Below are 25,301 nucleotides of genomic sequence, written 5' to 3'. Positions count from 1 at the left end.
CCTGCAGACGGATTCCTGCAGCGCCGCCGAGGCAGGCCGACTTGTCGGAAACCCGCGGAATTACCGGTTGGCGAAATGTTCGAGCAGCGCCTCGACCAGCCTGTCGCCCATCTGCTGGCGTGTCTCCAGCGTGCCGCTACCCATATGCGGAGAAAGCACCACGCGAGGGTCCTTTCTCAATTCAAGCGGCACATGCGGCTCCCTGTCGAAAACATCGAGGCCGGCCCCGGCAATGCCGTCGCGCGCCAGCGTCTCGATCAGCGCCGACTCATCGACGATGGTGCCACGCGAGATATTGACGAGGAATCCGTCCGGGCCGAGCGCGTCCAGGACCTTCTGGTCGATCAACCCGATCGTTTCCGGCATTGCCGGGCAGGCCACGATCAAGAGATCGGCCCAGTCTGCCAGTTCCACGGCGGTGCTGAAATAGGCGAGATCCACCTGCTTCCTGCGTGGCCCCTGATAGGCGACCGTCGCCCCCATCACTTGCAGACGTTTGGCAATGGCGGAGCCGATATGGCCAAGCCCGACGATCCCTGTCTTCAGAGATCGCAGGGAGCGACCGAGCGGAAAGGCTCCGCCGCGTTCCCAAGCGCCATCACGCACGAAATCATGGCCACGGATGGTGCCGCGGGTTACCGAGATCGCGAGGGAAATCGCAAGATCGGCGACATCCTCCGCCAGGATTTTCGAGGTGTTGTGGACTGCGATGCCCCTCGCCTGCGCCGCATCCACGTCGATACCGTCGAGGCCGGCGCTATAGCTTGAGATCACCTCCAGCGCCGGCATCGCGTCAAGCATGGCCCTGTCGATATGGGCGTGACGCACCGCAATGCCGCGTATTTTCGCGCCATGCTCGGCAAGCAGCCGCGTGCCTTCGGCATGATCCTTCGGAAAATGAAGAATGGTGAAGGCGTCGTTCAGCTCCCGCTCGGTCTTTTCCGGGAGATGTGCTGCCTGGAGAATGGTGATGTCTTTGTGCATGAAACTGCCCATCGCTTGGTGGAAAGGTCGGACGGCGACTACCGTCCCCTTGTTTCGCGCCATGCGGCGAAATCGGCCTTCGTCTGCTCCCTGGTCGGCGGATAAAGACCGATGATCGAGCGGCCTTTCAGCACCTCCTCGGTGACGAAATCCTCGAATGCCGTCATTTCCACCGCTTCATCGGCAATCTCTTCGGCAATTTCCGATGGAACGATGATCACGCCTTCGCGGTCGCCGACAACGACATCGCCGGGCCAGACAGCCACATCGCCGCAGCCGATCGGCTTGTTGATGTCGAGCGCCTGGTGCAGCGTCAGGTTGGTCGGCGCGGAGGGCCGGCTGTGATAGGCGGCGATATCGAGCTCGGCGATTTCCGGGCTATCGCGGAACCCGCCGTCGGTGACGACGCCGGCCACGCCGCGAACCATCAGGCGCGAGACGAGAATGGACCCCGCCGAGGCGGCACGCGCATCCTTGCGGCTGTCCATCACCAGGACGGAACCGGGTGGGCACTGCTCGACGGCAGCACGTTGCGGATGGTCCGGATTCTGGAACACGGAAATCTGGTTCAGATCTTCGCGCGCCGGAATGTAGCGTAACGTGAAGGCCTGGCCGACCATGTTCTTCGGCTTTTGTGACAAAGGCCGGACATCCTGAATGAACTGGTTGCGCAAGCCGCGCTTGAAAAGAGCGGTACAGAGCGTCGCGGTGCTGACGCCTTCATATTTCTTGCGCGTCGCATCCGAGAGAATGTGGTCGGTCATGGTTCCTCCAGTCAGAATTGGTTGCCGGCGCGTCCGGCGGTCAGAAAATGTCGGGCTCGCCGGCGGGCTTTCCGAATTCGGTTTTCAGGAAATCGAAGTCGCAGCCGTCATTGGCCTGAGTGATGTGCCTGGAAAACATCCAGCCATAGCCACGCTCGAACTTGTCGGCGGGCGCCACCCATTCGGCGCGGCGTCTTGCCAGCGTTTCCTCATCCACCAGCATGTCGATCGAGCGATTCGGTACATCGACCCGGATGATATCGCCTGTGCGCACCAGCGCCAGTGGCCCGCCGATATGGGCTTCCGGCGCGACATGCAGGATACAGGCGCCGTAGCTTGTGCCGCTCATACGCGAGTCGGAGATGCGCAGCATGTCGCGAACGCCCTGCTTGATCAATTTTTTCGGAATCGGCAGCATGCCCCATTCCGGCATGCCCGGTCCGCCCTTGGGGCCGGCATTGCGCAGAACCATGATGTGATCGGCGGTGACGTCCAGGTTTTCGTCCTCGACGGCCTTCTTCATCTCCGGGTAGCTGTCGAAGACGAGCGCGGGACCCTCATGGACGCGCAGGCGCTCCTCGCAGGCGGAGGGCTTGATGACGCAGCCGTCCGGCGCAAGATTGCCGCGCAGGACCGCAAGAGATCCCTCGTGATAGATCGGGTTCGAAAGCGGCCGGATGACATCGTCGTTATAGACTTCCGCCCCCTCCAGCGTGTCGCCGAGCTTGAAGCCGCTGACCGTCATGGCGTCGAGATTGAGCTTGTCCTTCATTTCGGCCATCAGGGCGCGAAGCCCGCCCGCATAATAGAAATCCTCCATCAGGTACTGCTTGCCGGAGGGTCGGATATTGGCGATGACCGGCGTCGTCCGGCCGGCCCTGTCCAGATCATCGAGCGTCAGCGGCACGCCGGCGCGGCGCGCCATGGCGATTAGATGCACGACGGCATTGGTGGAACAGCCCGTTGCCATGGCAACAGCGACGGAGTTGTCGACGGATTCGCGGGTAATGATCTTGTCCGGCGTCAGGTCCTCGAAGACCATCTCGACGGCGCGGCGACCGCAACGGGTCGACATGCGGATATGGTTGGCGTCGGCGGCCGGGATCGAGCTTGCCCCCGGCAGCGTCAGCCCCATGGATTCGGCGATCGCCGTCATTGTGCTTGCGGTGCCGAAGGTCATGCAGTGGCCGTAGGAGCGGGCGATGCCCTCCTCGACGCCGGTCCACTGCTCGTCGGAAATCGTCCCGGCGCGCCGCTCGTCCCAGTATTTCCAGGAATCCGAGCCGGAGCCCAGATATTCGCCCTTGTAATTGCCGCGCAGCATCGGGCCCGCCGGCAGGAAGATCATCGGATATCCGGCGCTGACAGCCCCCATGACGAGAGCCGGCGTGGTCTTGTCGCAGCCGCCCATCAGCACCACACCGTCGATCGGATGCGAGCGCAGCAGTTCCTCGGTCTCCATGGCGAGGAAGTTGCGATAGAGCATGCTTGTCGGCTTCAGCGCGCTTTCGGAGAGCGATTGCACCGGCAGTTCGACGGGAAAGCCCCCCGCCTGCAGCACGCCGCGCTTCACATCCTCTACGCGATGCTTAAAATGCGCATGGCAGGCATTCAGGTCCGACCAGGTATTGAGAATGGCGATGATCGGCCGCTGGCCCCAATCCTTCTCATCATACCCCATCTGCATCAGACGCGAACGATGACCTGACGACCTGAGGTCATCGGGAGCAAACCAACGTGCGCTGCGCAGGGTCGTCACTGTTTTTGGCATCGGGCATTTCCTGTGCGGTGTTCTGTCTGGCTTTCGAACTAGCACAGGCAAATCGGGACGGCAATACACTAATGCATTAGCATTTATGCGAGTTCGGACGCTTCGGGCCGGAGATTGATCGTCAAAGGACAAAATCGAGGATTCAGCGGACGGCTGGGGAAATTCCCATCAGCCTGCATAGAGTGCAGGTTTCTCGCGGCTTCAGCTTCGAAAGAATTGATGCGGCGCCGGCGTCAATCCAGTTGGACGAAATCCGGATAGCGCTCGACGATACTATCGACCATCGACAGCGTGCCCGACAAATGGATCTTCATCGCCTGCTCGGCCCTGGCGGGATCGCCCGCCGCGATCCCTTCGATGATGGCGTCGTGATTGTCGACGACGCGTGCCTTGCCGACATTCGGCAGGTTGAGACGACGAAGCCGGTCGATATGCCCGCTATGGCGCCGCACCACCGGCCAGACGTCCTGCAGCCCCGCTTCCTCGTAGAGAATATAATGGAAGGCGCCGTCGTGACGCAGGAAATTCCCATATTCGCTGGAAGAGACGAGCGTCTTGAGCGTCGCATTTGCGCTCACCAGACGATCGACGAAACGCCGATCCGGCTTCGTGGCCAACTCGTAAACGATTTCCTGTTCGACGGCACGCCGCAGGAAATGCGATTGCCTTGCAAGGTTGATGTCGATCTTGGAAACCAGGGTGGCATATTGCGGATAGACCGTGACCAGCCCCTCCTCCTCCAACCGCATCAGGGCATCGCGAACAGGCGTCTGGCTGAGGCCGAACTGCTTTTGCAATTGAAGGCGCGATAGGGACGTGCCGGGCGCAAGGTCAAGCTCGAGGATTTTCTCGCGAAGATATTCGACGATCTGCGGGGCGATCTGGCGGGTTCGGTCAAGACCGCTGCGGTGTTTGGCAAAAGGCACATCCGAGGTCAAAAACACGTTCCTTTCAAATCGTCTTTGACTGTCTTAATGCATTAATGCTTTAGTGTGAAGCTCTTCGCCCTTTGTATCACATTGCGCAGAAAGCATGCCCTTGACGGAAGATACCGCCCCTATCGCAGGCATACCCGAAATCAGGCCATCCAGCTATGCGGATCAGGTCTACGGTCATGTTTTGCAAGATATCCTGAAAGGCGCTTTTCCGCCCGGCAGCAAATTGCCGTCGGAAAGCGATCTCTGCGATCGCTTCGGCGTCTCGCGCCCGGTTATTCGCGACGCCCTGGCGCGCCTGCGGCTGGATGGTCTTGTCGAGGCGCGACGTGGAAGCGGCACCTATGTGCTCAGCGCGCCATCCAGGAGCCTGCCCGATCTTGCCGACCTCACCGACATCTCACGCTTCCTGCGCTATCAGGAACTGAGGCTCTGCGTCGAGGGCAATGCGGCGGCGCTCGCAGCCGAACGGCGCACCGAGAAGGCCCTGGGCGACATTCTCGAGGCCCATGAGCAGTTTTCCAGCCAGATTGCCCGCGGCCTGTTCCTGCCGGAAAGCGATCGCCGCTTCCATCTGTCGATTGCGGAAGCGACGGGGAACGAGTTCTTCAGCATGGCCCTGGAAGGTCCCGACGTCTCCCTGAGCGGCTTCATGAACATCTCCCTTTCCTTGACACGCTCCGGATCTCCGGCGCGCGCCCGAAAGGTGATCGGCGAGCATGCCGACATTGTCGATGCGATCCGCAACAAGGACCCCGTCTGGGCCCGCGTCGCCATGGAAAGCCATCTTCTGCAGGCGCGCCGACGCATGATGAACGGCGATCTCGATCCATAAAAAAATAGATCTGTAATTTTTCTTTACAACTTTTTCGAGATTCAGTAAGGATAGTTGACTTCAGGAGGGTCAACTATGCAACAAGCACTAACGCAAGCCGACTACGCCGCGTCCGTCGTCGCCGTGCCCCCCATTGCGCTGAATGCCGACTATTCGGTGAATGCGGGCGCCAACGGCGCACTGATCAGGCATATCGAGGACGGCGGAGTGGATATCCTGCTCTATGGCGGCAATGCCAATCTGTATCATTTCGGCCTCGAGGATTACCGGGCCGCCATGGAAGCGATCAAATCGGCGGCGGCACCGACGACGCACCTGATCACCTCGATCGGTCCGGACTTCGGCAAGGCTCTGGCGCAGATCCCCATTGCACGCGACCTCGGCTTCAGGAATGTCATGGTGCTGCCCACCAATTTCCCGGCGGACCCGGCCGGCGTCGCCAATGGCGTACGCAGGCTTGCCGACGCCTATGGCAGCGGCCTCATTCTCTATCTGAAGCGTGAGAATTATGCAGACCCCGACGATCTGGCAAAGCTGATTTCGGAAGAAGCCGTGAGCTTCGTCAAATATGCCGTCGAGAAACCCGACGCTTCCAAGGACCCCTATCTCGACGCCGTGCTTTCGGCGATCGGCAGGGAACATCTTGCAAGCGGAATGGGCGAGACACCGATCCATGATCATCTCGGCGAACGCAAGCTGACGACCTATACGTCCGGCGCCGTCTGCATTGCGCCGGCTGCCGCCTCCGAACTTCTGATGCTTCACAAGGCAGGCCGCACGGCCGAGGCGGCCCGGCTCAGCGAACCGTTCCTGGAGTTCGAGAAGGTGCGCCTGGATCTCGGCGGCCTGCAGGTGCTGCATGATGCCGTACGGCTTTCGGGCATCGCCGACACCGGGCCATTAATGCCCATGGTTTCAAATCTTCCGCTGGACCGGCTGGCACCGGTCGAAAGGGCGGTAGAGGCACTCAAGCTTGCTGAAAAACAGGCTCGTGCCAGGGCTCTGGCTCCCAGGAAGCAGTCTGCTGGCCTGTAGTTGACAGCTAATATTATCCGAACTAATACATTAGTGCTCTAGTGTGTTTTTGCCAGTGTGGAGGCACTGCAGCCGGGCCGATGCTGAAGCGGCGGCCCGGCAGGATCGACATCAAGGTCTTTTGACCAGGAGGAGAAATGACAATGACTATCAAGCTTTCACGGGGAATATCGACGGCGCTGATGTCGATCCTGTTGTCCGGAGCCGCACTTGCGGCCGAGGGAGAAGTCAAGATCGTGCTGCCTGAGCAGCCGGCCAATCTTGAGCCCTGCCGCTCCATCCGCTCCGATATCGGACGCGTGATCAACTCCAACATCACCGAGACGCTCACCAATATCGAGCCGGAAAAAGGAACGGTCGCGCCTTGGCTGGCCGAAAGCTGGGAGCAGGTCGACGACCTGACATGGCGAATCAAGCTGAAAACGGGCGTCAAGTTCCAGGACGGCGCGGAGTTCGACGCCGAGGCCGTCGTCAAATCGATCAACCGGCTGATGAACCCGAAACTGACCTGTGACAGCCGCTCCAAGTTTGGCGACGTCAAGCTGACACCCAAGGCAATCGATGCAAACACGGTGGAAATAACCACCGATAGCCCGCTCCCGATCATGCCGACCTTGCTCGGCACGGTGCAGGTCGTCTCCCCCAACATGCCGTTCGACGGCGAAACCAATGCCCCGGTCGGCACCGGCCCCTACACGCTGGAAAGCGCCACGAACGAGCAGATCGTTCTTGTTCGCAGCGACAGCTATTGGGGACCGAAGCCCGAGGTGACGAAAGCCACCTATGTCTGGCGCGGCGAATCCGCCATTCGTGCCGCCATGGTCGAATCCGGCGAAGCCGATATGACGCCGTCGCTCGCCGTCCAGGATGCCACGAACACCGCGACCGACTTTGCCTATCTGAACTCGGAAACGACCCGCATGCGCATCGACGCGGAAATTCCGCCGCTCGACGACGTACGCGTCCGCAAGGCGCTCAATCTCGCCATCGACTGGGACGGCATGGGCGAGGCCCTGTTCGGCAAGGATGTCCTGCGCGCCTCGCAGATGGTGGTGCCGGGCGTTCTGGGCCATAACCCGGATATCAAGCCCTGGCCCTACGATCCCGACCAGGCGAGAAAGCTGATCGAGGAAGCGAAGGCGGACGGCGTGCCGGTGGATACCGAAATCGTCATCATCGGCCGCAACGGCTTCTTTCCGAACTCCGCCGAATCGCTCGAAGCGATGATGGCGATGTGGCAGGAAATCGGCTTGAAGGTTTCGCTGCGCCAGCTCGAAGCCGCCGATTGGGTTCGTTATCTCGACAAGCCTTATCCGCAGGGCCGCGGGCCGACCGTGTTCCAGCAGCAGCACGACAACAATACGGGCGACGCTGGCTTTACCGCGCCGGTCATGTTCCTGAGCGACGGCCAGTATTCCACCATTGCCGTTCCGGAACTCGATGTCGTCCTGAAGAAAGCCATGGCCGCGACCGGCGAAGAGCGTGAAAAACTGTTCCAGGAAGCCTTCCTGAAGGTCCATGACGAGATCATCGCCGATATACCGATGTATCACATGATCGGCTATGTCCGCGTCGGATCGCGTCTCGACTGGAAGCCGGATCTGAAGACGAACAGCGAAATCGCGCTGTCGCAGATCAAGCTCAAGGACTAACCTTGCCCAAGGCACGGCGGTCGTTCCGCCGTGCCTATTCTTTTTGCCTTGGAAGGAAACGGCAGTGTTCAGCTTTATCCTGAGACGCTCGGTACAGAGCCTGATCGCAGTGATCGGTCTGCTCGTGCTCGTCTTTTTCCTGTCCCGCCTCACGGGCGATCCGGCCTATCTCTATCTTCCGCTGGATTCCTCGGAAGCGCAGCGACAGGCCTTTTCCGAAGCCAATGGCTTCAACGATCCGATCTATGTCCAGTTCGGCCGTTATCTGCTCGGTGTCGCCAATCTCGATTTCGGCACGGCATTGAGCCGCAACCGTCCGGCAATGGACGTGGCGCTCCAAGCCTTCCCGCAAACGCTGAAGCTGGCCGTTATTGCCATGTCGCTGGCGCTCGCCTTCGCCGTCATCGTCGGTTCGCTGGCAGCGGCAAAGCCGGACAGCCTGTTCGACAGGATCGCCAGCACGGCATCGCTTGCCGGCGCGAGCGCTCCCGACTTCTGGGTCGCCATCGTCGCGATCCTCATCTTCTCCGTCGGCCTCGGCATCCTGCCCACCTCCGGAACGGGCACGCCGCTCCACTGGATCATGCCGGTCTTCGTACTGACCCTGCGCCCCTTCGGCCTTCTGGTGCAGGTGGTGCGCGGCACGATGATCAGCGCGCTTGCCTCGCCCTATGTGAAGACGGCGCGCGCCAAGGGGGTCCAGCGTTCGCAGATCATCTTCCGCCATGCGCTCCGCAACTCGCTGCTGCCGGTCATCACGGTTGCCGGCGACCTCGCGGCCAGCCTCGTCAACGGCGCGGTCGTGGTCGAATCCATTTTCGGATGGCCGGGCATCGGCAAGCTGATGATCGACGCCATCGTCCGGCGCGACTTCGCCCTGATCCAGGCCACCGTTCTCATCACCGCCATTGCGATCTTCGTTCTCAACATCCTGATCGACCTTCTTTATGCCAGGCTCGACCCCCGCATCAGGTTTCAATCGAAATGAGTATGCCAGCGATGACCATTCCTGCAGACACCAAGCAGAAAAACGCCGGACGCTTCCAGGTTCTTCGGCTGGTTGCCCGCAACAGGCTGGCGCTGGCCGCCGTGATCTTCCTGGCGCTTGTGGTCATCTGTGCGGTCGTCGGCCCGTGGCTGATGGGCGATCTGATCGACAAACCGAATTTCCGCGCGCGCAACATGGCGCCCTTCAGTCTCTCCCAGGGCTGGATCTATGTGCTGGGCGCCGACACGCTCGGCCGCAGCCTGCTGGCCCGCCTGATCGTCGGTGCCCAGAACACGCTCGGCATCGCACTTTTCGCCGTGTTCTTTTCCATGCTGATCGGCGGCTTTCTCGGCCTGATCGCCGGCTATTCGCGCGGGCCGCTCAGCAATGTCATCATGCGCGTCGCCGATATCGTCATGAGTTTCCCCTCGCTGCTTCTGGCATTGATCGTCCTCTTCAGTCTCGGCCCCTCGGTCATCAACCTCATCATCGTATTGGCCGTCACGCGTATTCCGATTTATCTGCGCACGACCCGCGCCGAAGTGCTCGAAGTGCGCGAGCGCATGTTCGTCAGCGCTGCGATGGCACTTGGGGCTGGCCATATGCGTATCGTTTTCCGCCATATCGCGCCGGTCGTCCTTCCGACGCTCGTCACCATCGGTGCCATCGACTTTGCCACTGTCGTTCTGGCTGAATCCTCGCTGAGCTTCCTTGGCCTCGGCATCCAGGCACCGGAATTCACCTGGGGAGCCATGGTGGCCACGGGCCGCGGCTATCTATCCAATGCCTGGTGGATCGCCTTCTGGCCGGGTCTCGCCATCCTGCTCACGACCTTGTCGCTCAATATTCTCTCCAACTGGTGGCGCACCTATGCCGATCCGCAGCAGCGCTGGCGCATCGAGCTTGCCCGTTCGAAAAAGGGCATTCCGGAGAAACGCTCATGACCGCTCCCCACCTTCTCGAAGTCCAGGACCTGACCGTCGATTTCCTGTCTCTCGGCGGCGCGTTCCGCGCTACCAACGGCGTCAGCTTCCATGTGGATGCCGGCGAAACGCTGGTCATCCTGGGCGAATCCGGATCCGGAAAATCCGTCAGCGCCAGCGCCATCATGGGCCTGATCGACACGCCGCCGGGCGACATCTGTTCGGGAACCATCACCTATCGCGGCAAGAATCTCGACGATTGCGGCATTGAGGAGCGACGCGACCTGAACGGCAAGAAGATCGCCATGATCTTCCAGGACCCGCTTTCGCATCTCAATCCGGTCTATCCGATCGGCTGGCAACTGGCAGAAGTCTTTTCCGCGCATGGGGTGGCAGCCGGGGCGGAGGCGCGTGCCAAGGCAATCGAGATTCTCGGCCGTGTTGGCATTCCCGAACCGGAAAAACGCATCGACCAATATCCGCACCAGTTCTCCGGCGGGCAGCGCCAGCGCATCATGATCGGCATGGCGATCGCGCTGCGCCCCGAAATCCTGATTGCCGACGAGCCGACGACGGCGCTCGATGTCAGCGTACAGGCACAGATTCTCGATCTTCTGAAAAAACTGCAGGCCGAGGATGGGCTGGCGATCATCATGATCACCCATGATCTCGAGGTGGCCGCGTCGATGGCCGACCGGGTGATCGTCATGAATTCCGGCCGCATCGTGGAGGAAGGTCAGGCGCGGGCGGTTTTCGAAAACCCGCAGCACAGCTATACCAGGACCCTGATCAACGCCCTGCCACATGCGGATGGCGTCGATGGTTCCGATCGTCGTTCGACGGCCGTTATCGGCGCGCCTATCCTCGAAGTCAGGAACCTCGACAAATATTACGGAATTTCGTCCGGTATTTTTACCAAATCCACCCAGTTGCATGCGGTGAAGGATTTGAGCTTCACGGTGGCGAAGGGCGAGACCATCGGCATTGTCGGCGAAAGCGGTTCGGGCAAGTCCACCGTCGCACGCGTTCTCCTGCGTCTCAATGACGTCTCAAACGGCGAAGCCCTGTTTCACGGACGCGACATCTTCAAGATGGACGCAAAGGAACTGCTGGGATTCCGCCGCAAGGTCCAGATGGTGTTCCAGGACCCCTACAGCTCCATGAACCCGCGTATGACCATTTTCGATATCGTCTCCGAACCCTGGCGCATCCACAAGGACATTCTCGACAAGCCGCGCTGGCGCGACCGCGTCGTCGAACTGCTTGGCCTCGTCGGCCTGAAGCCCGAGCATGCGGACCGGTATCCGCACCAGTTTTCCGGCGGCCAGCGCCAACGCATCGCGATTGCCCGGGCGCTTGCCTGCGACCCGGAACTGATCGTCTGCGACGAAGCCGTCTCCGCGCTTGACGTTTCCGTGCAGGTGCAGGTCATCGATCTCCTGGCGCAGCTGCGCGACCGGCTTGGCCTTGCCTATATCTTCATTACCCATGACCTGCCGATCGTGCGTCATTTCGCGGATCGCATCATCGTCATGAAGAATGGCGCGATCGTCGAACATGCAAGGACAGAGGAGATCTTCCGCAATCCGCAGCATGCCTATACGCGCCAGCTCATGAACGCGACACCGCGCCCGAAATGGGAGGCGGCGCCTTCCATCGTGCCGCTGCCGGCATGAAATCCTACGCCATGCCCGCGATCGTCGCGGGCGCATTGTTCATGGCCGGAAATTCCGTCGTCGCAGCCATGGACGGTGTCATCGTCCGGTTGATTGCCGGCGAAATACATCCGCTCGGCATCGTCTTCTTTCGCAATCTGTTCAGCCTGATCGCCATCTACGCGATCTTCCCGCGCAGCAAGCTTTACAGCGACACCAACAGCTTCTTCTGGGTTCATGCGATCCGCGCGGTCATCAAGCTTCTGGCACTGGTGGCAGGCTTCATGGCGGTCACGCAGATGCCGCTCTCCTCGGCGACGGCCATCGCTTTCACCATGCCCCTTTTCGTGATGCTGGGCTCCGTGATTTTCCTTGGCGAAAAATTCTATGCCGCCCGCATTGCGGCGCTGGTGCTTGGCTTTGCCGGGGTGATGATCGTGCTGCAACCGGGCGCCGCCACGCTGAATGCCGGCGCAGCCTGGGCTCTTGCCGGAGCAATCGGGCTGGCGGCGGTCGCGCTTTTGATGAAGGTCTCTGCAGGACGCGAGGATCCGCTGCGCATCGCCTGGCTCAATCTCGTCATCACCGTTCCAGTCGCCTTGCTGTTCGCGCTGCCGGTCTGGGAGACACCTTCGCTTTACGCGCTGGGCCTCATGGCTCTGCAGGGCGTCGGCGGCCTGATGGCGCAGCTCGCCTTTGCCCGGGCAATGAAGCTCGCGGACGCCTCCCTTCTCGTCGTCGTCGATTTCATCCGCCTGCCGCTGGCTCTGGTCTTCGGTCTTACGCTGTTCGGAGAGCCAATCCAACTGGCGGTCATCATAGGTGGTACCGTTATCTTCCTGGCGATCCTGATGTTGCTCCATTGGGAGAATGGGCGAGATCGCTAGAATATTGGCATTCAGTCCAGCAAGCTTGATCGAGGTCAAACAGGATTATCGCCTTACGGGCTAAATTCGCACCCTGTCAGTTACCGGAGATGCGATGATGCCCATAGAGACGTCCCTTTTGGCGCGCTCGAAGCTCTTTGAAGGCCTTGACCGCGTATCCGCGGAACGGCTGGCCGAATATGGCGAACTGATGTGGTTCGGGCCGCGCGAGATCATCATTCGGGAAGGCGCCGAAGCGACGTCGATCTTCTGCCTGCTGCAGGGCTATGTGCGCTTATGCAAGGCAAATGCCGACGGCCGCGCGATCGATATCCGCATTTGCGAGCCAGGAGACAGTTTTGCCGAATGCCTGGTCGCCGGTGGCTCCACCTATGCCTACAGCGCCCATGCCGCCGGCGCCGTGATGGTCGCCCGGTTCGATCTCGCCGAGGTCAAGGCGCTGGCGCATATGGACAGGGATATCAGCGGCGCCCTCATGCGGCTCATGGCCGGCCATCTGCTCGACCTGATGGAATGCATAGCCAGCGACCGCCTGGACACGGCGCTGCAGCGCGTGACCAATTACCTGCTCAGCCACTGCATGCTGGAACAGCAGCACGCGACGATCCACCTTCCCTTCCAGAAAAACCTGCTTGCGGGGAAACTCGGCCTGACGCCCGAGGCGCTTTCGCGTGCGTTCGCCACGCTCAAATCCGCCGGTGTCGCCGTGCAAGGCCGGATCGTCCGCATCGGCGATATTGCAGCGCTGCGCAGGGTGTGAACGGCCCGGGCCGGGGTCTGATCAGCAGACTGCGACCGGCTCGTCACGCGGGCACTGATCCGAACCCAACCTGGAAACAGAATTTCTCTCGAAAATAATCCCGCAGCGCATCCGGCGCGTGAAGGACCGCAGGCAATGGCTTGCCGCGGCCGGCGAGGACAGTGGCTTGCCCTCCCGCATGTCCTGAAACAGGGCGATCACGTCCCGGGCAGCGGCGCAGTTGCAGGGATGGTCCATAGGCGGTTGCCGCTGATTGCCGTCCGGCGTCTTTACGGCGACGCAGTGATCGATATCGGGAAATATGAGATGTTCCGCCAGCGTCCATGTCTCCTCCACCAGGGGAACCAGGCGGGTGGACATCCTCCTGCAGACCTGCTCATCAACCCGGCAGGGGAGGTATTCGGCGATCGCCTCCAGCACATCGCACCACCAGAGCAATTCGCGGTGGCTTTCATCGAGCGCGGTAAACCCGCCAATATTCGGCGCTATGGTCATGGCAGATATCTCCGACGGGCGGGGGCATGCCCGGCGGCCCGCCCATGAGCGCGGCAGCCGCAGGCATTGATCGCCGGTTGCCCGCCCGATGAGGAAAGCATAGCGCCAGGCGCCACTCGCCTCTTTGCGCCCGGACAAAGAACGGATGCCGCTCGCCTCCTAAAAAGGCCCGACCATGTTTCGCGAATGCAGCACCGCAGACAGGAGAACACCAGTGATGAGCGCCAATTCCGCTTTGCCGGCGGCACGGACCATCGCCAATGTCCAGGCCATCATCCATCTCGTCCGGTCGATCATCCGCACCGACGGTGCCGATTGCAACTGCCGCGATGCCGTCGATCAGGCGCTCGTCGGGCTGGAGCGGCGCGAAACGGAGCTGGCGGCGGAAGATTTGCTCGCGGCCGCCGTCCGGCAACGGGAAAAGATCATAAAGCTGACCGATCTTCTGCGCGATCTCGGCGAGGCACCGGCGGAAAGCGACGCCGGCGTCATCGAGGAGGCCGCCCTCTTGTTCGACGATCTCGCCATACAGGCCCGCTTCGGCGCGCAATTGATGAGAGCGATTGGCGGCGGCGAAGATGGAGCGGTCCTGTCATGAGCAAGTTTTCAACGACCCCAACGACCGGTTCCCGTCCCGACGCCGGTGGCGTGGCAAGGCCGGTGAGCGCGATGCGCCCTCTCCCGGCCCGCGACACGCTCATGGAATTCGTCTCCTGCGCACCCGGCTTTTCCAGCGAGGCCGCGCTTTTCGTCGATCTTCTCGAAAGCCGCATGCCGTTGCGTTGAGAGACGCTGGATGCAAAGCAGAGCCTTAAGACCGGTATCCGTTCTATCGGACAAGCAGGAGCGGGTCGGCCCCGAAAAGGACCGCATGCCCGCCGAGAAGCAGCCATGCGGTGATGAGCACGGTCAGGAGCACCGCGGCCGCGGTCGGGGCATCGAGCCTGAGAGGTGCGCGACCGCCGAGGATGGCGGCAAAGGGCAGGACCGAATTGCGGCTCGAAAGCGCCTCCCACCGCCCGCCCCAACGCTTTCTCGCACGGCGCTCCAGCATCAGGAAACCCAGGGCCGAGAACAGCGCAAGCCCGCCGAACAGGATGAGGGAGCGGAGATCGCCGTTCGGGGCGAGATGGGCGAGCGACCAGAACAGGAAACCCCACAACACCGGATGCCGCGTCACGCCGACAATCGCATCGGCATTGTCCCGTGTCTTTCGAAACGAGATCGAGAAGGGATTGGCGCTGAACAGGCCGCCGAGCACGAGGAAAATGCCGATCGGGGCGAGGACGAGCGTCACCCAGGCCTGCCAGGGCGCCGGCGCCCAGATTTCCACATAGTCGAGTTGGAGCGCCGCGTGGAACAGCCAGGCAAGCGCGATGACCGAGGCGATGGAATAGAGAGAGATATAGGCTCGATGCCCGACGAGGCCGACCAGGTTCGCACGCACCGCCGGCAGCGCCGGAATGGAATGCAGCGCCAGGAAGAAGGCGAATGCCAGAAGAACTTCGCTCACGCCGTCACTCTCCTCGATCGTTCGAACCGTATCCGCGATATCATTGCTGGACGAAAAGAACCACGGCGATCGCCACCGAGGCGATCACCGCGGAAACGGCGCTATAGCGCTGCAGCACGCCCATGCGATGAAGCGCGATCGCAAAGACGACGATGATGGGGGTGGCGACGGCAAGGCCTATCTGGGCGTCGGTCATGATCCTGCTCCTGGTTTCAAGCCATCCTAGAGCATGGATCGCCGCCGTCTTTGCGACACGACAAAGAGCGACGGGGGCGATCGTCGCATTTTCCGCCCGGCCTGCAGCTGGAGATGCCAATGACAATAGCCCCCTTGTCGCCGTCGGAGACCACCGACGAAGGCGACGATCTGCTTCTTTGGATCCTCGTATGGAGCGAACTGGGGGCGTTTGCCATCCTGTTCCTCGGCTTCGTCGTCATGTCGGTCCTCAATGCCGACAGTTTCGCGGTAGCGAAGCTGCATCTGTCGCCGCGACTGGCGAGCATCAACACCATCGTACTCCTGACCAGCGGCTGGCAGGCGGCACTGGCGGCGCGGGAAAATGCCGGCAGGCGGCAGCAGCGCCTCCACCTCTTGCTTGCGGCGGGGCTGGGGTTCCTGTTCGTCGGGTTGAAACTTCTCGAATACAGTTTCGAGTGGCGGTTCGCCGGTGACGACGCCTTCCACTCGTTCTTCGAGCTCTATTTCATGCTCACCGGCTTCCACCTGGCGCATGTGGCGTTCATCGCGATTCTTTTCGTGCTGGTCGCCTGCAAGCCCGAACGCTCCAATATCGTCCTCCTGGCCACGGTCTGGCATGTCATCGACCTTATCTGGCTCGTGATGTTTCCTCTGATCTATCTAGGGTGAGAACCATGAAAACAGCAGATTCCGCAAGATTGTCTGCCAGCACCCGCTGCATCCTGCTTCTTGGCCTCGCCACCGGCCTTCTGGCCGCGCAATGGAAGCAGGAAGCCCTTCCGATCTCGGTACTCGCCGCGCTGCTGGCGCTCACGATCATCAAGGCGCGGCTGATCATCCTCGATTTCATGGACCTGCGCGGCCGGCGGCCGGCACTGACGACGGCGCTCGTGGCCTGGGTCGTGTTCTTCGCCGTGCTGATCCTGTCCAAGGCGTGGATCATGCGCTGGCTCGCCTCCTGACGAAGCCCCAAGGTCGCGCAAGCAGGGCCGTCCGTTACGCGAATGCCCGGCTTCCGGCGACGAGCCGTGTTTTGTTTGCCTAATCGCAAAGAAGCAGGCCTGAAAAAATCCCATCGAAGGCAGGGCCGTTCAGGTTTCTCCGCGTCGTGACAGCCGGGGAACGGGCGGCCGGTTGGAACCAAGGGGACTTCGGATGGCTGAACGCCTTACAAAAACAGGAGCCCGCAACGTCTTTTACGGCGGATCGGCTTTCTTCTTCGCAATCTTCATAGGGCTCACCGCCCATAGTCACTACTACATGCGCACCACCTCCACCGACGAGTCGACCCTGACGGACGGGGTCGCGCGCGGCAAGCATGTCTGGGAACAGAACTCCTGCATCAATTGTCACACGCTTCTCGGTGAAGGCGCCTATTTCGCGCCCGAGATCGGCAATGTCTGGAAGCGCTGGGGCGGCGACACGGATCCGGAAGGTGCCCGCGAAACGCTGAAGGGATGGATGGCCTCCCAACCAACTGGCATCGAAGGCCGCCGCCAGATGCCGCAATTCAATCTGACCGAGCAGCAGCTCAACGATCTCGCCGATTTCCTTGAATGGGTCAGCAGGATCAAGACGCAGAACTGGCCACCGAACGATGCCGGCTAACCTTAAGGGACAAGGAATTTTCAGATGAAGTATCAAACCCAAAAGGTCGCCATGCTGTATTTCTACGGCGCGCTCGGCCTGTTCGTTGCCCAGGTGCTGTTCGGCGTTCTCGCCGGCACCATCTATGTGCTGCCCAATACGCTCTCCGAGCTTCTGCCGTTCAACATCGTGCGCATGGTGCACACCAATGCGCTGATCGTCTGGCTGCTGATCGGCTTCATGGGCGCCACCTATTATCTCCTGCCGGAAGAGGCCGAAACCGAGCTTTACAGCCCGAAGATCGCCATCGCCCAGTTCTGGATCTTCCTGGTGGCCGCTGCGGTGGCCGTCGTGGGCTATCTGTTCCGCTATCATGAGGGCCGCGAATTCCTGGAACAGCCCTTCCTGATCAAGGTTGGCATCGTCGTAGTCTGCCTGATGTTCCTCTTCAACATCACGCTGACCGTGCTCAAGGGCCGCAAGACCGTCGTCACCAATATCCTGATCTTCGGGCTCTGGGGCGTGGCGATCTTCTTCCTGTTCGCCTTCTACAATCCGGCCAACCTGGCGCTCGACAAGATGTACTGGTGGTATGTCGTCCATCTCTGGGTCGAGGGCGTCTGGGAGCTAATCATGGCTTCCGTGCTCGCCTTCCTGATGATCAAGCTGACCGGCGTCGACCGCGAAGTGGTCGAGAAATGGCTCTATGTCATCGTCGGCCTGGCCCTGTTCTCCGGCATTCTGGGAACCGGCCATCACTTCTACTGGATCGGCGCGCCGGGCTACTGGCAGTGGATCGGCTCACTGTTCTCGACGCTCGAAGTGGCGCCCTTCTTCACCATGGTCATGTTCACCTTCGTCATGACCTGGAAGGCCGGCCGCAAGCATCCCAACCGCGCCGCCCTGCTCTGGTCGATCGGCTGCTCGGTGATGGCCTTCTTCGGCGCCGGCGTCTGGGGCTTCCTGCACACGCTTTCCTCGGTGAACTACTACACTCATGGTACCCAGCTGACCGCCGCGCACGGGCACCTCGCCTTCTTCGGCGCCTATGTGATGCTCAACCTCGCCATCATGGCCTATGCCGTGCCGGAAATTCGCGGCCGCGCGCCCTATAACCAGTGGCTGTCGATGGTCAGCTTCTGGATCATGTGCACGGCCATGTCGGTGATGACCTTCGCGCTGACGGCGGCCGGCATCCTCCAGGTGCATCTCCAGCGCGTGCTGGGCGAAGGCTATATGGACGTGCAGGACCAGCTGGCGCTGTTCTACTGGATCCGGCTGGGCTCGGGCATCTTCGTGCTGATCTCCGCCGTGATGTTCCTCTGGGCGCTGTTCGTACCCGGCAAGGCGCCCCGGACCAATCCATCGACGATCATCCAGCCCGCTGAATGACAGTTTGCGGCCCCGCCCTCAACTGGCGGGGCCGCATGTCACTCCTCATCAAGGAACTTTCCCATGACCATTCATACCACCGCGACGCCGCGCCCCGAGATGAACATCCCGGCCTATGTCCCGCAGGGCAACGAATGCAGACTGTTCGAAACGGCCTGGGTACGACAGCTTCCGCTGCTCCTGAAGGGTCCGACCGGCTGTGGCAAGACACGTTTCGTCAGCCATATGGCCGCCCGGCTCGGCCTGCCGCTCGCCACCGTCTCCTGCCATGACGATCTGGCCGCCGCGGACCTGACCGGCCGCTTCCTGCTCAAGGGCGGCGACACGGTCTGGGTGGACGGACCATTGACGAAATCGGTGCGGGGCGGCGGCATCTGCTATCTCGACGAGATCGTCGAGGCGCGCAAGGATGTCGCCGTCGTGCTGCACCCCTTGACCGACGACCGGCGCATCCTGCCGCTGGAGCGCACCGGCGAAACCCTGGAAGCACCGCCCGGCTTCATGCTGGTCGTCTCCTACAATCCCGGCTACCAAAACATCCTGAAGGCGCTGAAGCCCTCGACCAAGCAGCGTTTCGTCGCCATCGAATTCGGCTTCCTGCCACGCGAGCAGGAAATTGCCGTCGTTTCCACCGAAAGCGGCCTGGATGAGGCGCGCGTGGCACCGCTGGTGGATCTTGCCTGGAAATTCAGGGCGCTCAAGGGCCAGGATCTCGAAGAGGGCGTCTCGACCCGGCTGCTCGTCTATTGCGCCTGCCTGATCGACAGCGGCATGCCGCCCCGCGAGGCTGTCCTTGCCGCCATGATCGAACCCCTGTCCGACGAGGCCGATGTCCGGGCAGCCCTTGGCGAAGTCGCCAGGGCCGTCATTGCCTGAGGGGCCGACATGCTCGATTTTCTCGAACTGGAAGAAACGGTCGGCAAGTTCTGGCATCGGCTTGTCGGTTCGACGACAAGCATGCTGCGCTATCCCGATCACGCCGTGTTCTTCGAAGAGCTCAAACCGATCCTCGCCTGCTGCTTTCGGGGTTTCGGCGGCGAGGCGACGGTGCAGGTCTCGCCGGCGCAAGGACGTACATCCTCGCACCGGCTGCGATTGCGCCAACTGATCGGCGTCGGCGAGGAGAAACTCGCGCAGGCGTCGCGCGATTTCGCGACCGTAACGGTACCGCCGGTGATCGACCTGTTCCCCGACAGGCAGATGAACCGGGATCTCTATATCTGGCTTGCCGCATCCATGGCGGCGATGGACCGCGACCAGCCCGACCTGTCCGACCCCCTGCGCGGTGACCTGCAAAGGATTTCGGCAGCACAGGTCACCGTGGAGCGCGTGCTTGCGGCCTATCCCGGCCTGCATCCGCTCTATCGGAGCCTGTGCGCCGCCACGCTGCGGGAGCGGACGCGCGCAACCCTGCCCGCGGTCGAGAAACTGGTGGAGAACCGGATCATCGGCCTCCTGAAAAAAGGTGCCGGCCTCTCGGACGACGCGCCGCCGGCGATCTTCCCGCATGCCGCGCCTGCCGGCTACCAGCCGATGATGGGCGTTCCGCTGTGGCCGGACTTTCGCCTTCGCGCCGAGACCGCGACGAAGAGCGAGGATATCGCCACAAGCGCCATCGACAGCCAGACCATGCCGAGCAACGCCCGCTACACGGCGACCCGGCAGAGCGAGGAGGACAGGCGGTCGGAGCGGAGCCCCTTCATCCTCAACCGTTTCGAGAAAATCCTGGCAATGGCCGAAATGGTCAATGTCGATCGGGCGACGGATGACAGCGAGGAAAGCGACGGCAAGGCGGCCGACGATCTCGACGACATGACGCTGGGCCGCCGCAAGGAGCGCCCCTCCTCGAAATTCCGATTCGACCTCGATCTGCCTCCCGAAATGGTCGATCTTTCAGCCATCAAGGCCGAGATCAGCTATCCGGAATGGGACTATCGCAAGGGGCAGTATCTGGAAAACTACACGCGGGTGCTCGCCGCGCCGGCTGCCGCGCTGGGCGAGACGAGCACGCAGGGCGACGATACAAGACTGTTGATCCGGAAGGTCCGGCGGCAGTTCGAAATCCTGCGGCCCCGGCATGAGGTGCTGAAGGCGCAGCTGGACGGGACGGAACTGGATCTCGATGCGGTCGTCCGGTCGAAGACCGATCTGGCCGCCGGTGGACAGGGAAGCGACCGCATCCATCTCATGAGCCGGCCGCAATCGCCCGATCTCGCCACGACGATCCTCGTCGATGTCTCCCTGTCCACCGACGCCTGGATCGACAATAGGCGCGTTCTGGACGTGGAGAAGGAAGCGCTCCTGGTGCTGGCCCAGGGGCTGGCCGCCTGCGGCAGCAGGCATTCGATCCTGACCTTCACCTCGCGGCGCCGGTCCTGGGTGCGGATCGAAACGGTGAAGGCCTTCGAAGACAAGGTCGACCGCGCTGTCGAAGACCGGATCGCCGGGCTGAAGCCCGGCTATTATACCCGGATGGGAGCTGCGATCCGGCATGCCACGGCGGAACTGCGCAAGCAACCGAGCCGCAAGAAGCTTCTCCTCGTCCTGACCGACGGCAAGCCAAACGACATCGACCATTATGAAGGGCGGTTCGCGCTCGAAGACAGCCGCCGCGCCGTGCAGGAAGCCCGCCGGTCCGGAACCAGCGTCTTTGCCGTCACGGTGGACCGGGATGCCAAGAACTACCTGCCGACCCTTTTCGGCAGGAACGGCTTTGCCATGGTTGCCGATATCTCGAAACTCCCGGCCGCGCTGCCGGCGATCTATCGCGGGCTGACGGCATAGGGAAGCCGCTCCGCGACGAAAGGCCCGGCATCTGGGGGGATGCCGGGCCTTTTGCTTAACCGAGAAAGATGGGAACGGACCGGGTCAGGCCGCCTTGCTGAAGGTGCGGCCTTCCTTGCCGAGATAGGCATCGAAGGCAGCGGCCACGGAACGGACGACGAAGCGGTAGCGCTCGTCTACGCGAATGACGCCGCTTTCCATATGGATCAACCCGTCGCCGTTGAGTTCCGCGAGCTTGGCATTTCCGGAAAGAACGGCGGCGGCATCGAAGCCGTGCTTCTCCGCGAGCCCTGCCACATCGACGGAAAAATCGCACATGACGCGCTCGATCAGTTCGCCACGGAACCGGTCCTCGGCAGTCAACTGGTAGCTCTTCGCCGTCGGCAGTTCTCCGGCAGCGACCCGGTTGGCATAGATGCCGGGCGGCACTTCGTTCTGGGCGTAACCTTCGGCGAATTTCCCGATGGCCGAGGCGCCGAGGCCGATCAGCGTCTGGCAATCATCCGTGGTGTAGCCCTGGAAATTCCGGTGCAGGCGCCCGGTGCGCTGCGCCAGCGAAAGGGCGTCGTCCGGCAGTGCGAAGTGATCCAGGCCGATCCGCTCATATCCGGCCGCAACGAGCGCCTGCGCGATCGCCTCGGCCTGTTCCGCCCGCGCGCCGGCATCGGGCAAGGCCGCTTCGTCGATCATCCGCTGGTGCTTCTTGAAGGCGGGAATATGCGCGTAACCGAAAACGGCGAAGCGATCGGGCCGCATCGTCACCGCCGCATTGACCGTCTCGACGCAGGAGGCGACCGTCTGATGGGGAAGCCCGTAGATCAGGTCGAAATTGATGCGCGACACGCCGGCCTGTCTCAGCCGCTCGACGCAAAGTGCTGTCACTTCGACGCTCTGGATCCTGTTGATGGCCTTCTGCACGACCGGATCGAAGCTCTGCACGCCGAGGCTGGCGCGGCTGACGCCCGCCGCTCCGAGGGCGCAGGCCATTTCGGCCGACAATCTGCGGGGATCGATCTCGACGGCGGTATTGAGGTCCGATGTGCATCCCAGACGGTTACGGACCGCGGCCATCAGCTCGGTGAATTCTTCCGGCTGGATGATTGTGGGTGTGCCGCCGCCGAAATGGATTTCGCCCACCGACAGGCTTTCCTGCCGCGTCGCCGCCACCAGTTCGATCTCGCGATGCAGGACATCGAGATAGTCGAGGATGGGCTTGTCGCGTTCGGTGATCGTCGTGTGGCAGCCGCAATACCAGCACATCGACCGGCAGAACGGAATATGAATATAGAGCGATGCCTTCTGTGAAGCGGGAACCGAGCGGAGCCAGTCGGCATAGATCGCCTTGTCGGCGACCGCCGAAAAATGCGGCGCCGTCGGATAGCTGGTGTAGCGCGGCAAACGGGCCTCGCCGTATTTTTGCAGGATGGTCTCGGACATCGGATCGGTACTCGGTGTTGTTCATCGATGGCTGCACTCTGCGCCCCGCGCGGAGGCCGCTCTTTGACGAGCGTCAAGTAAATGTCAGAGGATTTGTTTGATCATTCGCAAATTGCCGCCGTCCATCCGGCGCTATGGTTGAGGGGTCGAACGAGAAAGGCCTCCCCGTTCGAGCCCTGCAGCCGAGGCCGATGGAACCCGCCATGTCGAACTCTGAACATATTCCGCTGATCGATGTCAGGACGATCGCGCCGCCCGAACGTCACCCCCGAATCTTCGGCGTGCTGACGAACCTTGCGCCCGGCGGCCTGATGCACATTGCCAGCGATCACGATCCGCGCCCCCTGCACTACCAGATCGAAACCCGCTATCCCGGCGAGTTCCAGTGGCAATATCTCGAACAGGGGCCGGCTGTCTGGCGCGTTGAAATCCAGCGCCACGAAAGTTCGGGCTGCGACTGCGCCTGCGGCCACTGAACCGCGAACAGTTTCCATGCGAGCGAGGTGAGACCAATGCCCGGAGCGACGCTTTCACGCTGGACCATGTCCTATTTCGCGGCCGCGCTCGTTTTCCTTCTGATCGGCGAAAGCCTTTTGACCGGCGGCTTCGGATATCCGGTTCTTGCCGTGGAGGCGCCGGAAACACTGGTCATCGTCCATACGCTGGCGATCGGATGGCTCGGTCTCCTGTTTTCCGGCGCACTTCTGCAGTTCGTGCCGGTGCTGGTTGCCAAGCCGCTGTGCAAGCCGGCGCTCGCGCTGCCGGCGCTGCTCCTGATCATCGGCGGACTGGCGCTACTGATCGCAGGTTTTCTGGGGCTGGGCGGCAGGGTGGCGGTCGAGCCGTTCGTCCTGCCGCTTGGCGGGCTGATGCTGACCCTGGGCTTCTCTACCCTGGGCTACGGCCTGATGGCGACGATCCTTTCGGCACGGCCGCTGGCGCTGCCGGCGCGCTTCGTCGCCGCCGGTTTGGCAGCCATGGGCGCAACCGTTCTGATGGGGCTCTGCTTTACGCTCGGCCTGTCCGGCCTTGTCGCGGAGACCCATCTGGACAATCTTCTTATCGATGGCATCGGGTTGCACGCGACGATGGGTCTGATGGGATGGATGACGATCATGGCCGTCGGGGTGAGCTACCGGCTGCTCGCGATGTTCCTGCTGTCGCCCGAAGCGGACCGCCGCACCACCCGCCTCCTCTGGTGGCTGACGCTGACAGCCCTCGCCCTGCTGCTGGTCGCGATCGTCGCGACGTCGCTCGGCTATCGGGCAGAACTTGTGCTGGCCGGCGCGTCACTGGTGACGGCAGCAGGCATCGGGCTCTATATCCGCGACATAATCGATATCTTTCAGCGCCGCCGGCGAAAGGTAGCGGAGCTGAACATCCGGATCAGCCTCGCCGCCATCGGCTTTCTGGTGGCCGCCGGCCTGCTCCATGGCGTCTTCGCACTTGGCGGCACGGTTGGCGGCACGGCGCAACAGCCTGTCGGCGCCATCGTCTACCTGATCGCCATGGGCTGGCTGACGACGCTTGGCCTTGGGCAGCTCTACAAGATCATCCCGTTCATGACTTGGCTTGAATGCTATGGACCGGTCCTGGGAAAGACGCCGGTCCCGCGGGTTCAGGACCTTGTCGACGAGCACAGGGCGTCATGGTGGTTCGGCCTCTATATCCTCTCCGTCGTGCTGGCCACGCTGATGCTGCTTTTCCATGACGATTTGAGCTTCCAGCTTGCCAGCGGCCTGCAGGTTGTGGCAACGCTCGGGCTCGTCTGGGAATTCATGCGTTCGCGCAGATTGTCCTGCGCCGCGCCGGAGATCCGGCTGCCGCAAGGCGTCGCGCGTCCCTCCCTCTTCCTACCCGATTTCAACAGGAGCTGAACAATGAGCGAAGATTTCGCGGTACTCGACGTCAGGCCCATTCTGAAAGACGGCGGCGAGCCTTTCCAGGCCATCATGAGCGCGGTCAGCGGCCTTGCTCCCGGCCAGGGTCTCAAGCTGCTGGCCACGTTCCGGCCGCAGCCGCTTTTCAACGTGATGTCCAATCGCGGCTTCGACCACACGGTCACCGAGATCGAGGGTGGCGATTTCGAGGTTTGCTTCACGCCGAAAAAGACGGAAGAAGTAAAGGCCTCGAATGCCGCAACGCCCGATCTCTGGCCCAATCCGGCGCTCGAACTCGACCTGACGGAACTGCCGCCGCCCGAACCGATGGTACGGATCCTGGCGGCGGTGGAAAACCGCAAGGCCGGCGACGTCATCTTCGCGCTGCTTTCGCGCGAACCGATCTTCCTCTATCCGGAACTGACGAAGCGCGGGCATCAATGGGTCGGCAATTTCGATGAGGCCGGGGAAACTTTCCGCATCATGATCCGGACCGGGGAGGCGCGCGGCGATGCCACAGCTTGAACCCGGATCCGTCCAGCAGACCGAAGCAATCCACAAGGCGCTCGAGATCGTCATCGATCCGGAGCTTGGACGCAGCATCGTCGATATCGGGCTGATCTACGCTATCCGCAGCGATATCGACGGCAATGTCGTCGTGACCATGACCACGACGGCGCCGGGTTGCCCGGCAACGAGCTTCCTGGTCGAGGCCGTGCGCAATTGCGTGGCGGATTTAGAGAGCATCGGCACCGTCGAGGTGAACCTGACCTACGATCCGCCCTGGACACCGGAGCGGATGGCAAGCTGAGCGAAAGCGCCGTGG

28 protein-coding genes are annotated in these 25,301 nt (G+C 62.0%); 20 read left to right on the top strand and 8 right to left on the bottom strand.

Translation table 11 applies throughout. The features are described 5' to 3' along the window. Positions 1-60: 60 nt before the first annotated feature. The 4 genes from ASD31_RS21845 to ASD31_RS21830 all read right to left on the bottom strand — a co-directional run bounded on the left by ASD31_RS21845 (position 61) and on the right by ASD31_RS21830 (position 4,457). A complete protein-coding gene (locus ASD31_RS21845) occupies positions 61-984 on the bottom strand; it encodes a 2-hydroxyacid dehydrogenase (protein WP_056339163.1) in 924 nt (307 codons plus the stop codon). Positions 985-1,022: 38 nt separating this feature from the next. Next, a complete protein-coding gene (locus tag ASD31_RS21840) occupies positions 1,023-1,748 on the bottom strand; it encodes a ribonuclease activity regulator RraA (protein ID WP_056339025.1) in 726 nt (241 codons plus the stop codon). Positions 1,749-1,788: 40 nt separating this feature from the next. Continuing rightward, positions 1,789-3,519, bottom strand: coding sequence for an L-arabinonate dehydratase (gene araD / locus ASD31_RS21835; protein ID WP_056339022.1), 1,731 nt, complete (start codon positions 3,517-3,519; stop codon positions 1,789-1,791). A gap of 233 nt (positions 3,520-3,752) precedes the next feature. Then, entirely contained in the window at positions 3,753-4,457 is a 705-nt protein-coding gene (locus tag ASD31_RS21830; protein WP_056339161.1) for a GntR family transcriptional regulator, read from the bottom strand. Positions 4,458-4,551: 94 nt separating this feature from the next. Between ASD31_RS21830 and ASD31_RS21825 the strand changes: the two genes are divergently transcribed. The 8 genes from ASD31_RS21825 to ASD31_RS21790 all read left to right on the top strand — a co-directional run bounded on the left by ASD31_RS21825 (position 4,552) and on the right by ASD31_RS21790 (position 13,189). After that, entirely contained in the window at positions 4,552-5,289 is a 738-nt protein-coding gene (locus ASD31_RS21825; RefSeq protein WP_156392758.1) for a FadR/GntR family transcriptional regulator, read from the top strand. A gap of 75 nt (positions 5,290-5,364) precedes the next feature. Continuing rightward, a complete protein-coding gene (locus ASD31_RS21820) occupies positions 5,365-6,324 on the top strand; it encodes a dihydrodipicolinate synthase family protein (protein WP_056339021.1) in 960 nt (319 codons plus the stop codon). 143 nt (positions 6,325-6,467) lie between these two features. Next, entirely contained in the window at positions 6,468-7,976 is a 1,509-nt protein-coding gene (locus ASD31_RS21815) for an ABC transporter substrate-binding protein (protein WP_056339018.1), read from the top strand. 64 nt (positions 7,977-8,040) lie between these two features. Next, a complete protein-coding gene (locus ASD31_RS21810) occupies positions 8,041-8,964 on the top strand; it encodes an ABC transporter permease (protein ID WP_056339016.1) in 924 nt (307 codons plus the stop codon). Then, positions 8,961-9,908, top strand: a complete 948-nt coding sequence (locus tag ASD31_RS21805) for an ABC transporter permease (protein WP_056339015.1) — start codon at positions 8,961-8,963, stop codon at positions 9,906-9,908. Before ASD31_RS21810 ends, ASD31_RS21805 begins: the two co-directional genes overlap by 4 nt. Beyond that, a complete protein-coding gene (locus ASD31_RS21800; protein WP_056339013.1) occupies positions 9,905-11,563 on the top strand; it encodes an ABC transporter ATP-binding protein in 1,659 nt (552 codons plus the stop codon). Before ASD31_RS21805 ends, ASD31_RS21800 begins: the two co-directional genes overlap by 4 nt. Then, entirely contained in the window at positions 11,560-12,429 is an 870-nt protein-coding gene (locus ASD31_RS21795; RefSeq protein ID WP_056339158.1) for a DMT family transporter, read from the top strand. The genes ASD31_RS21800 and ASD31_RS21795 overlap by 4 nt, the downstream gene beginning before the upstream one ends. Positions 12,430-12,523: 94 nt before the next feature. Beyond that, entirely contained in the window at positions 12,524-13,189 is a 666-nt protein-coding gene (locus tag ASD31_RS21790; protein WP_244483926.1) for a Crp/Fnr family transcriptional regulator, read from the top strand. A 21-nt stretch (positions 13,190-13,210) separates the two neighbouring features. Here the strand turns inward: ASD31_RS21790 and ASD31_RS21785 are convergent, their stop codons facing one another. Beyond that, positions 13,211-13,684, bottom strand: coding sequence for a hypothetical protein (locus tag ASD31_RS21785; protein ID WP_056339011.1), 474 nt, complete (start codon positions 13,682-13,684; stop codon positions 13,211-13,213). Positions 13,685-13,901: 217 nt separating this feature from the next. Here ASD31_RS21785 and ASD31_RS21780 point away from each other — a divergent pair, with 217 nt between their 5' ends. Beyond that, positions 13,902-14,282, top strand: a complete 381-nt coding sequence (locus ASD31_RS21780) for a hypothetical protein (protein ID WP_056339009.1) — start codon at positions 13,902-13,904, stop codon at positions 14,280-14,282. Further along, complete coding sequence (locus ASD31_RS21775; RefSeq protein WP_056339007.1) at positions 14,279-14,470, top strand: hypothetical protein; 192 nt, start codon at positions 14,279-14,281, stop codon at positions 14,468-14,470. The genes ASD31_RS21780 and ASD31_RS21775 overlap by 4 nt, the downstream gene beginning before the upstream one ends. 43 nt (positions 14,471-14,513) lie before the next feature. Here ASD31_RS21775 and ASD31_RS21770 read toward each other — a convergent pair whose 3' ends face one another. Together ASD31_RS21770 and ASD31_RS26390 are read right to left on the bottom strand one after the other, a co-directional pair. Further along, positions 14,514-15,197 carry an NnrU family protein gene (locus tag ASD31_RS21770; protein ID WP_056339005.1) on the bottom strand — a complete coding sequence of 228 codons (684 nt, stop codon included), beginning with the start codon at positions 15,195-15,197 and terminating at the stop codon, positions 14,514-14,516. Between the two features lie 40 nt (positions 15,198-15,237). Next, a complete protein-coding gene (locus ASD31_RS26390; protein WP_200952243.1) occupies positions 15,238-15,393 on the bottom strand; it encodes a hypothetical protein in 156 nt (51 codons plus the stop codon). 119 nt (positions 15,394-15,512) lie between these two features. Between ASD31_RS26390 and ASD31_RS21765 the strand changes: the two genes are divergently transcribed. The 6 genes from ASD31_RS21765 to ASD31_RS21740 all read left to right on the top strand — a co-directional run bounded on the left by ASD31_RS21765 (position 15,513) and on the right by ASD31_RS21740 (position 21,158). Continuing rightward, on the top strand, positions 15,513-16,064 hold the full coding sequence (locus tag ASD31_RS21765) for a cytochrome c oxidase subunit 3 (RefSeq protein ID WP_056339002.1): 552 nt from the start codon (positions 15,513-15,515) through the stop codon (positions 16,062-16,064). 5 nt (positions 16,065-16,069) lie between these two features. Beyond that, complete coding sequence (locus ASD31_RS21760) at positions 16,070-16,357, top strand: cytochrome C oxidase subunit IV family protein (protein WP_082520662.1); 288 nt, start codon at positions 16,070-16,072, stop codon at positions 16,355-16,357. Between the two features lie 193 nt (positions 16,358-16,550). Continuing rightward, positions 16,551-17,003 carry a c-type cytochrome gene (locus tag ASD31_RS21755; RefSeq protein ID WP_056338999.1) on the top strand — a complete coding sequence of 151 codons (453 nt, stop codon included), beginning with the start codon at positions 16,551-16,553 and terminating at the stop codon, positions 17,001-17,003. 24 nt (positions 17,004-17,027) lie between these two features. Continuing rightward, positions 17,028-18,374: a nitric-oxide reductase large subunit gene (locus tag ASD31_RS21750; RefSeq protein ID WP_056338997.1), complete on the top strand. Its 1,347-nt coding sequence runs from the start codon at positions 17,028-17,030 to the stop codon at positions 18,372-18,374. A gap of 63 nt (positions 18,375-18,437) precedes the next feature. Beyond that, positions 18,438-19,250, top strand: a complete 813-nt coding sequence (locus ASD31_RS21745) for a CbbQ/NirQ/NorQ/GpvN family protein (protein ID WP_056338995.1) — start codon at positions 18,438-18,440, stop codon at positions 19,248-19,250. Between the two features lie 9 nt (positions 19,251-19,259). Further along, the gene (locus ASD31_RS21740; RefSeq protein WP_056338993.1) at positions 19,260-21,158 is read left to right on the top strand and encodes a nitric oxide reductase activation protein NorD; all 1,899 of its coding nucleotides are present in this window, start codon (positions 19,260-19,262) and stop codon (positions 21,156-21,158) included. Positions 21,159-21,242: 84 nt separating this feature from the next. Here ASD31_RS21740 and hemN read toward each other — a convergent pair whose 3' ends face one another. Next, entirely contained in the window at positions 21,243-22,595 is a 1,353-nt protein-coding gene (gene hemN / locus ASD31_RS21735) for an oxygen-independent coproporphyrinogen III oxidase (protein WP_056338990.1), read from the bottom strand. 203 nt (positions 22,596-22,798) lie between these two features. Here hemN and ASD31_RS21730 point away from each other — a divergent pair, with 203 nt between their 5' ends. Genes ASD31_RS21730 through ASD31_RS21715 form a run of 4 tightly spaced genes read left to right on the top strand, consistent with a single transcriptional unit; the run spans position 22,799 to position 25,286 of the window. Next, entirely contained in the window at positions 22,799-23,071 is a 273-nt protein-coding gene (locus ASD31_RS21730; protein ID WP_056338988.1) for a DUF2249 domain-containing protein, read from the top strand. 36 nt (positions 23,072-23,107) lie between these two features. Continuing rightward, entirely contained in the window at positions 23,108-24,472 is a 1,365-nt protein-coding gene (locus ASD31_RS21725) for a hypothetical protein (RefSeq protein WP_056338986.1), read from the top strand. A gap of 3 nt (positions 24,473-24,475) precedes the next feature. Continuing rightward, complete coding sequence (locus ASD31_RS21720) at positions 24,476-25,000, top strand: DUF2249 domain-containing protein (protein WP_056338984.1); 525 nt, start codon at positions 24,476-24,478, stop codon at positions 24,998-25,000. Next, positions 24,987-25,286 carry a metal-sulfur cluster assembly factor gene (locus ASD31_RS21715; RefSeq protein WP_056338982.1) on the top strand — a complete coding sequence of 100 codons (300 nt, stop codon included), beginning with the start codon at positions 24,987-24,989 and terminating at the stop codon, positions 25,284-25,286. Before ASD31_RS21720 ends, ASD31_RS21715 begins: the two co-directional genes overlap by 14 nt. Positions 25,287-25,301: the final 15 nt, after the last annotated feature.

This window comes from Rhizobium sp. Root482 (assembly GCF_001426565.1).
Classification (GTDB): domain Bacteria; phylum Pseudomonadota; class Alphaproteobacteria; order Rhizobiales; family Rhizobiaceae; genus Pararhizobium.
Note: the sequence above shows the minus strand (reverse complement) of the source record. Positions and strands in the feature narration are given on the sequence as shown.

What these genes read in the sequence shown, in the direction of transcription:
- ASD31_RS21790 (WP_244483926.1), top strand. Translation starts at nt 12,524, where the DNA reads ATGATGCCCATAGAGACGTCCCTTTTGGCGCGCTCGAAGCTCTTTGAA.
- ASD31_RS21845 (WP_056339163.1), bottom strand. Translation starts at nt 984, where the DNA reads ATGCACAAAGACATCACCATTCTCCAGGCAGCACATCTCCCGGAAAAG.
- ASD31_RS21745 (WP_056338995.1), top strand. Translation starts at nt 18,438, where the DNA reads ATGACCATTCATACCACCGCGACGCCGCGCCCCGAGATGAACATCCCG.
- ASD31_RS21720 (WP_056338984.1), top strand. Translation starts at nt 24,476, where the DNA reads ATGAGCGAAGATTTCGCGGTACTCGACGTCAGGCCCATTCTGAAAGAC.
- ASD31_RS21780 (WP_056339009.1), top strand. Translation starts at nt 13,902, where the DNA reads ATGAGCGCCAATTCCGCTTTGCCGGCGGCACGGACCATCGCCAATGTC.
- ASD31_RS21765 (WP_056339002.1), top strand. Translation starts at nt 15,513, where the DNA reads ATGACAATAGCCCCCTTGTCGCCGTCGGAGACCACCGACGAAGGCGAC.
- ASD31_RS21755 (WP_056338999.1), top strand. Translation starts at nt 16,551, where the DNA reads ATGGCTGAACGCCTTACAAAAACAGGAGCCCGCAACGTCTTTTACGGC.
- ASD31_RS21715 (WP_056338982.1), top strand. Translation starts at nt 24,987, where the DNA reads ATGCCACAGCTTGAACCCGGATCCGTCCAGCAGACCGAAGCAATCCAC.
- ASD31_RS21785 (WP_056339011.1), bottom strand. Translation starts at nt 13,684, where the DNA reads ATGACCATAGCGCCGAATATTGGCGGGTTTACCGCGCTCGATGAAAGC.
- ASD31_RS21815 (WP_056339018.1), top strand. Translation starts at nt 6,468, where the DNA reads ATGACTATCAAGCTTTCACGGGGAATATCGACGGCGCTGATGTCGATC.
- ASD31_RS21800 (WP_056339013.1), top strand. Translation starts at nt 9,905, where the DNA reads ATGACCGCTCCCCACCTTCTCGAAGTCCAGGACCTGACCGTCGATTTC.
- hemN (WP_056338990.1), bottom strand. Translation starts at nt 22,595, where the DNA reads ATGTCCGAGACCATCCTGCAAAAATACGGCGAGGCCCGTTTGCCGCGC.
- ASD31_RS21760 (WP_082520662.1), top strand. Translation starts at nt 16,070, where the DNA reads ATGAAAACAGCAGATTCCGCAAGATTGTCTGCCAGCACCCGCTGCATC.
- ASD31_RS21805 (WP_056339015.1), top strand. Translation starts at nt 8,961, where the DNA reads ATGAGTATGCCAGCGATGACCATTCCTGCAGACACCAAGCAGAAAAAC.
- ASD31_RS21750 (WP_056338997.1), top strand. Translation starts at nt 17,028, where the DNA reads ATGAAGTATCAAACCCAAAAGGTCGCCATGCTGTATTTCTACGGCGCG.
- ASD31_RS21725 (WP_056338986.1), top strand. Translation starts at nt 23,108, where the DNA reads ATGCCCGGAGCGACGCTTTCACGCTGGACCATGTCCTATTTCGCGGCC.
- ASD31_RS21840 (WP_056339025.1), bottom strand. Translation starts at nt 1,748, where the DNA reads ATGACCGACCACATTCTCTCGGATGCGACGCGCAAGAAATATGAAGGC.
- araD (WP_056339022.1), bottom strand. Translation starts at nt 3,519, where the DNA reads ATGCCAAAAACAGTGACGACCCTGCGCAGCGCACGTTGGTTTGCTCCC.
- ASD31_RS26390 (WP_200952243.1), bottom strand. Translation starts at nt 15,393, where the DNA reads ATGACCGACGCCCAGATAGGCCTTGCCGTCGCCACCCCCATCATCGTC.
- ASD31_RS21825 (WP_156392758.1), top strand. Translation starts at nt 4,552, where the DNA reads ATGCCCTTGACGGAAGATACCGCCCCTATCGCAGGCATACCCGAAATC.
- ASD31_RS21795 (WP_056339158.1), top strand. Translation starts at nt 11,560, where the DNA reads ATGAAATCCTACGCCATGCCCGCGATCGTCGCGGGCGCATTGTTCATG.
- ASD31_RS21730 (WP_056338988.1), top strand. Translation starts at nt 22,799, where the DNA reads ATGTCGAACTCTGAACATATTCCGCTGATCGATGTCAGGACGATCGCG.
- ASD31_RS21820 (WP_056339021.1), top strand. Translation starts at nt 5,365, where the DNA reads ATGCAACAAGCACTAACGCAAGCCGACTACGCCGCGTCCGTCGTCGCC.
- ASD31_RS21740 (WP_056338993.1), top strand. Translation starts at nt 19,260, where the DNA reads ATGCTCGATTTTCTCGAACTGGAAGAAACGGTCGGCAAGTTCTGGCAT.
- ASD31_RS21775 (WP_056339007.1), top strand. Translation starts at nt 14,279, where the DNA reads ATGAGCAAGTTTTCAACGACCCCAACGACCGGTTCCCGTCCCGACGCC.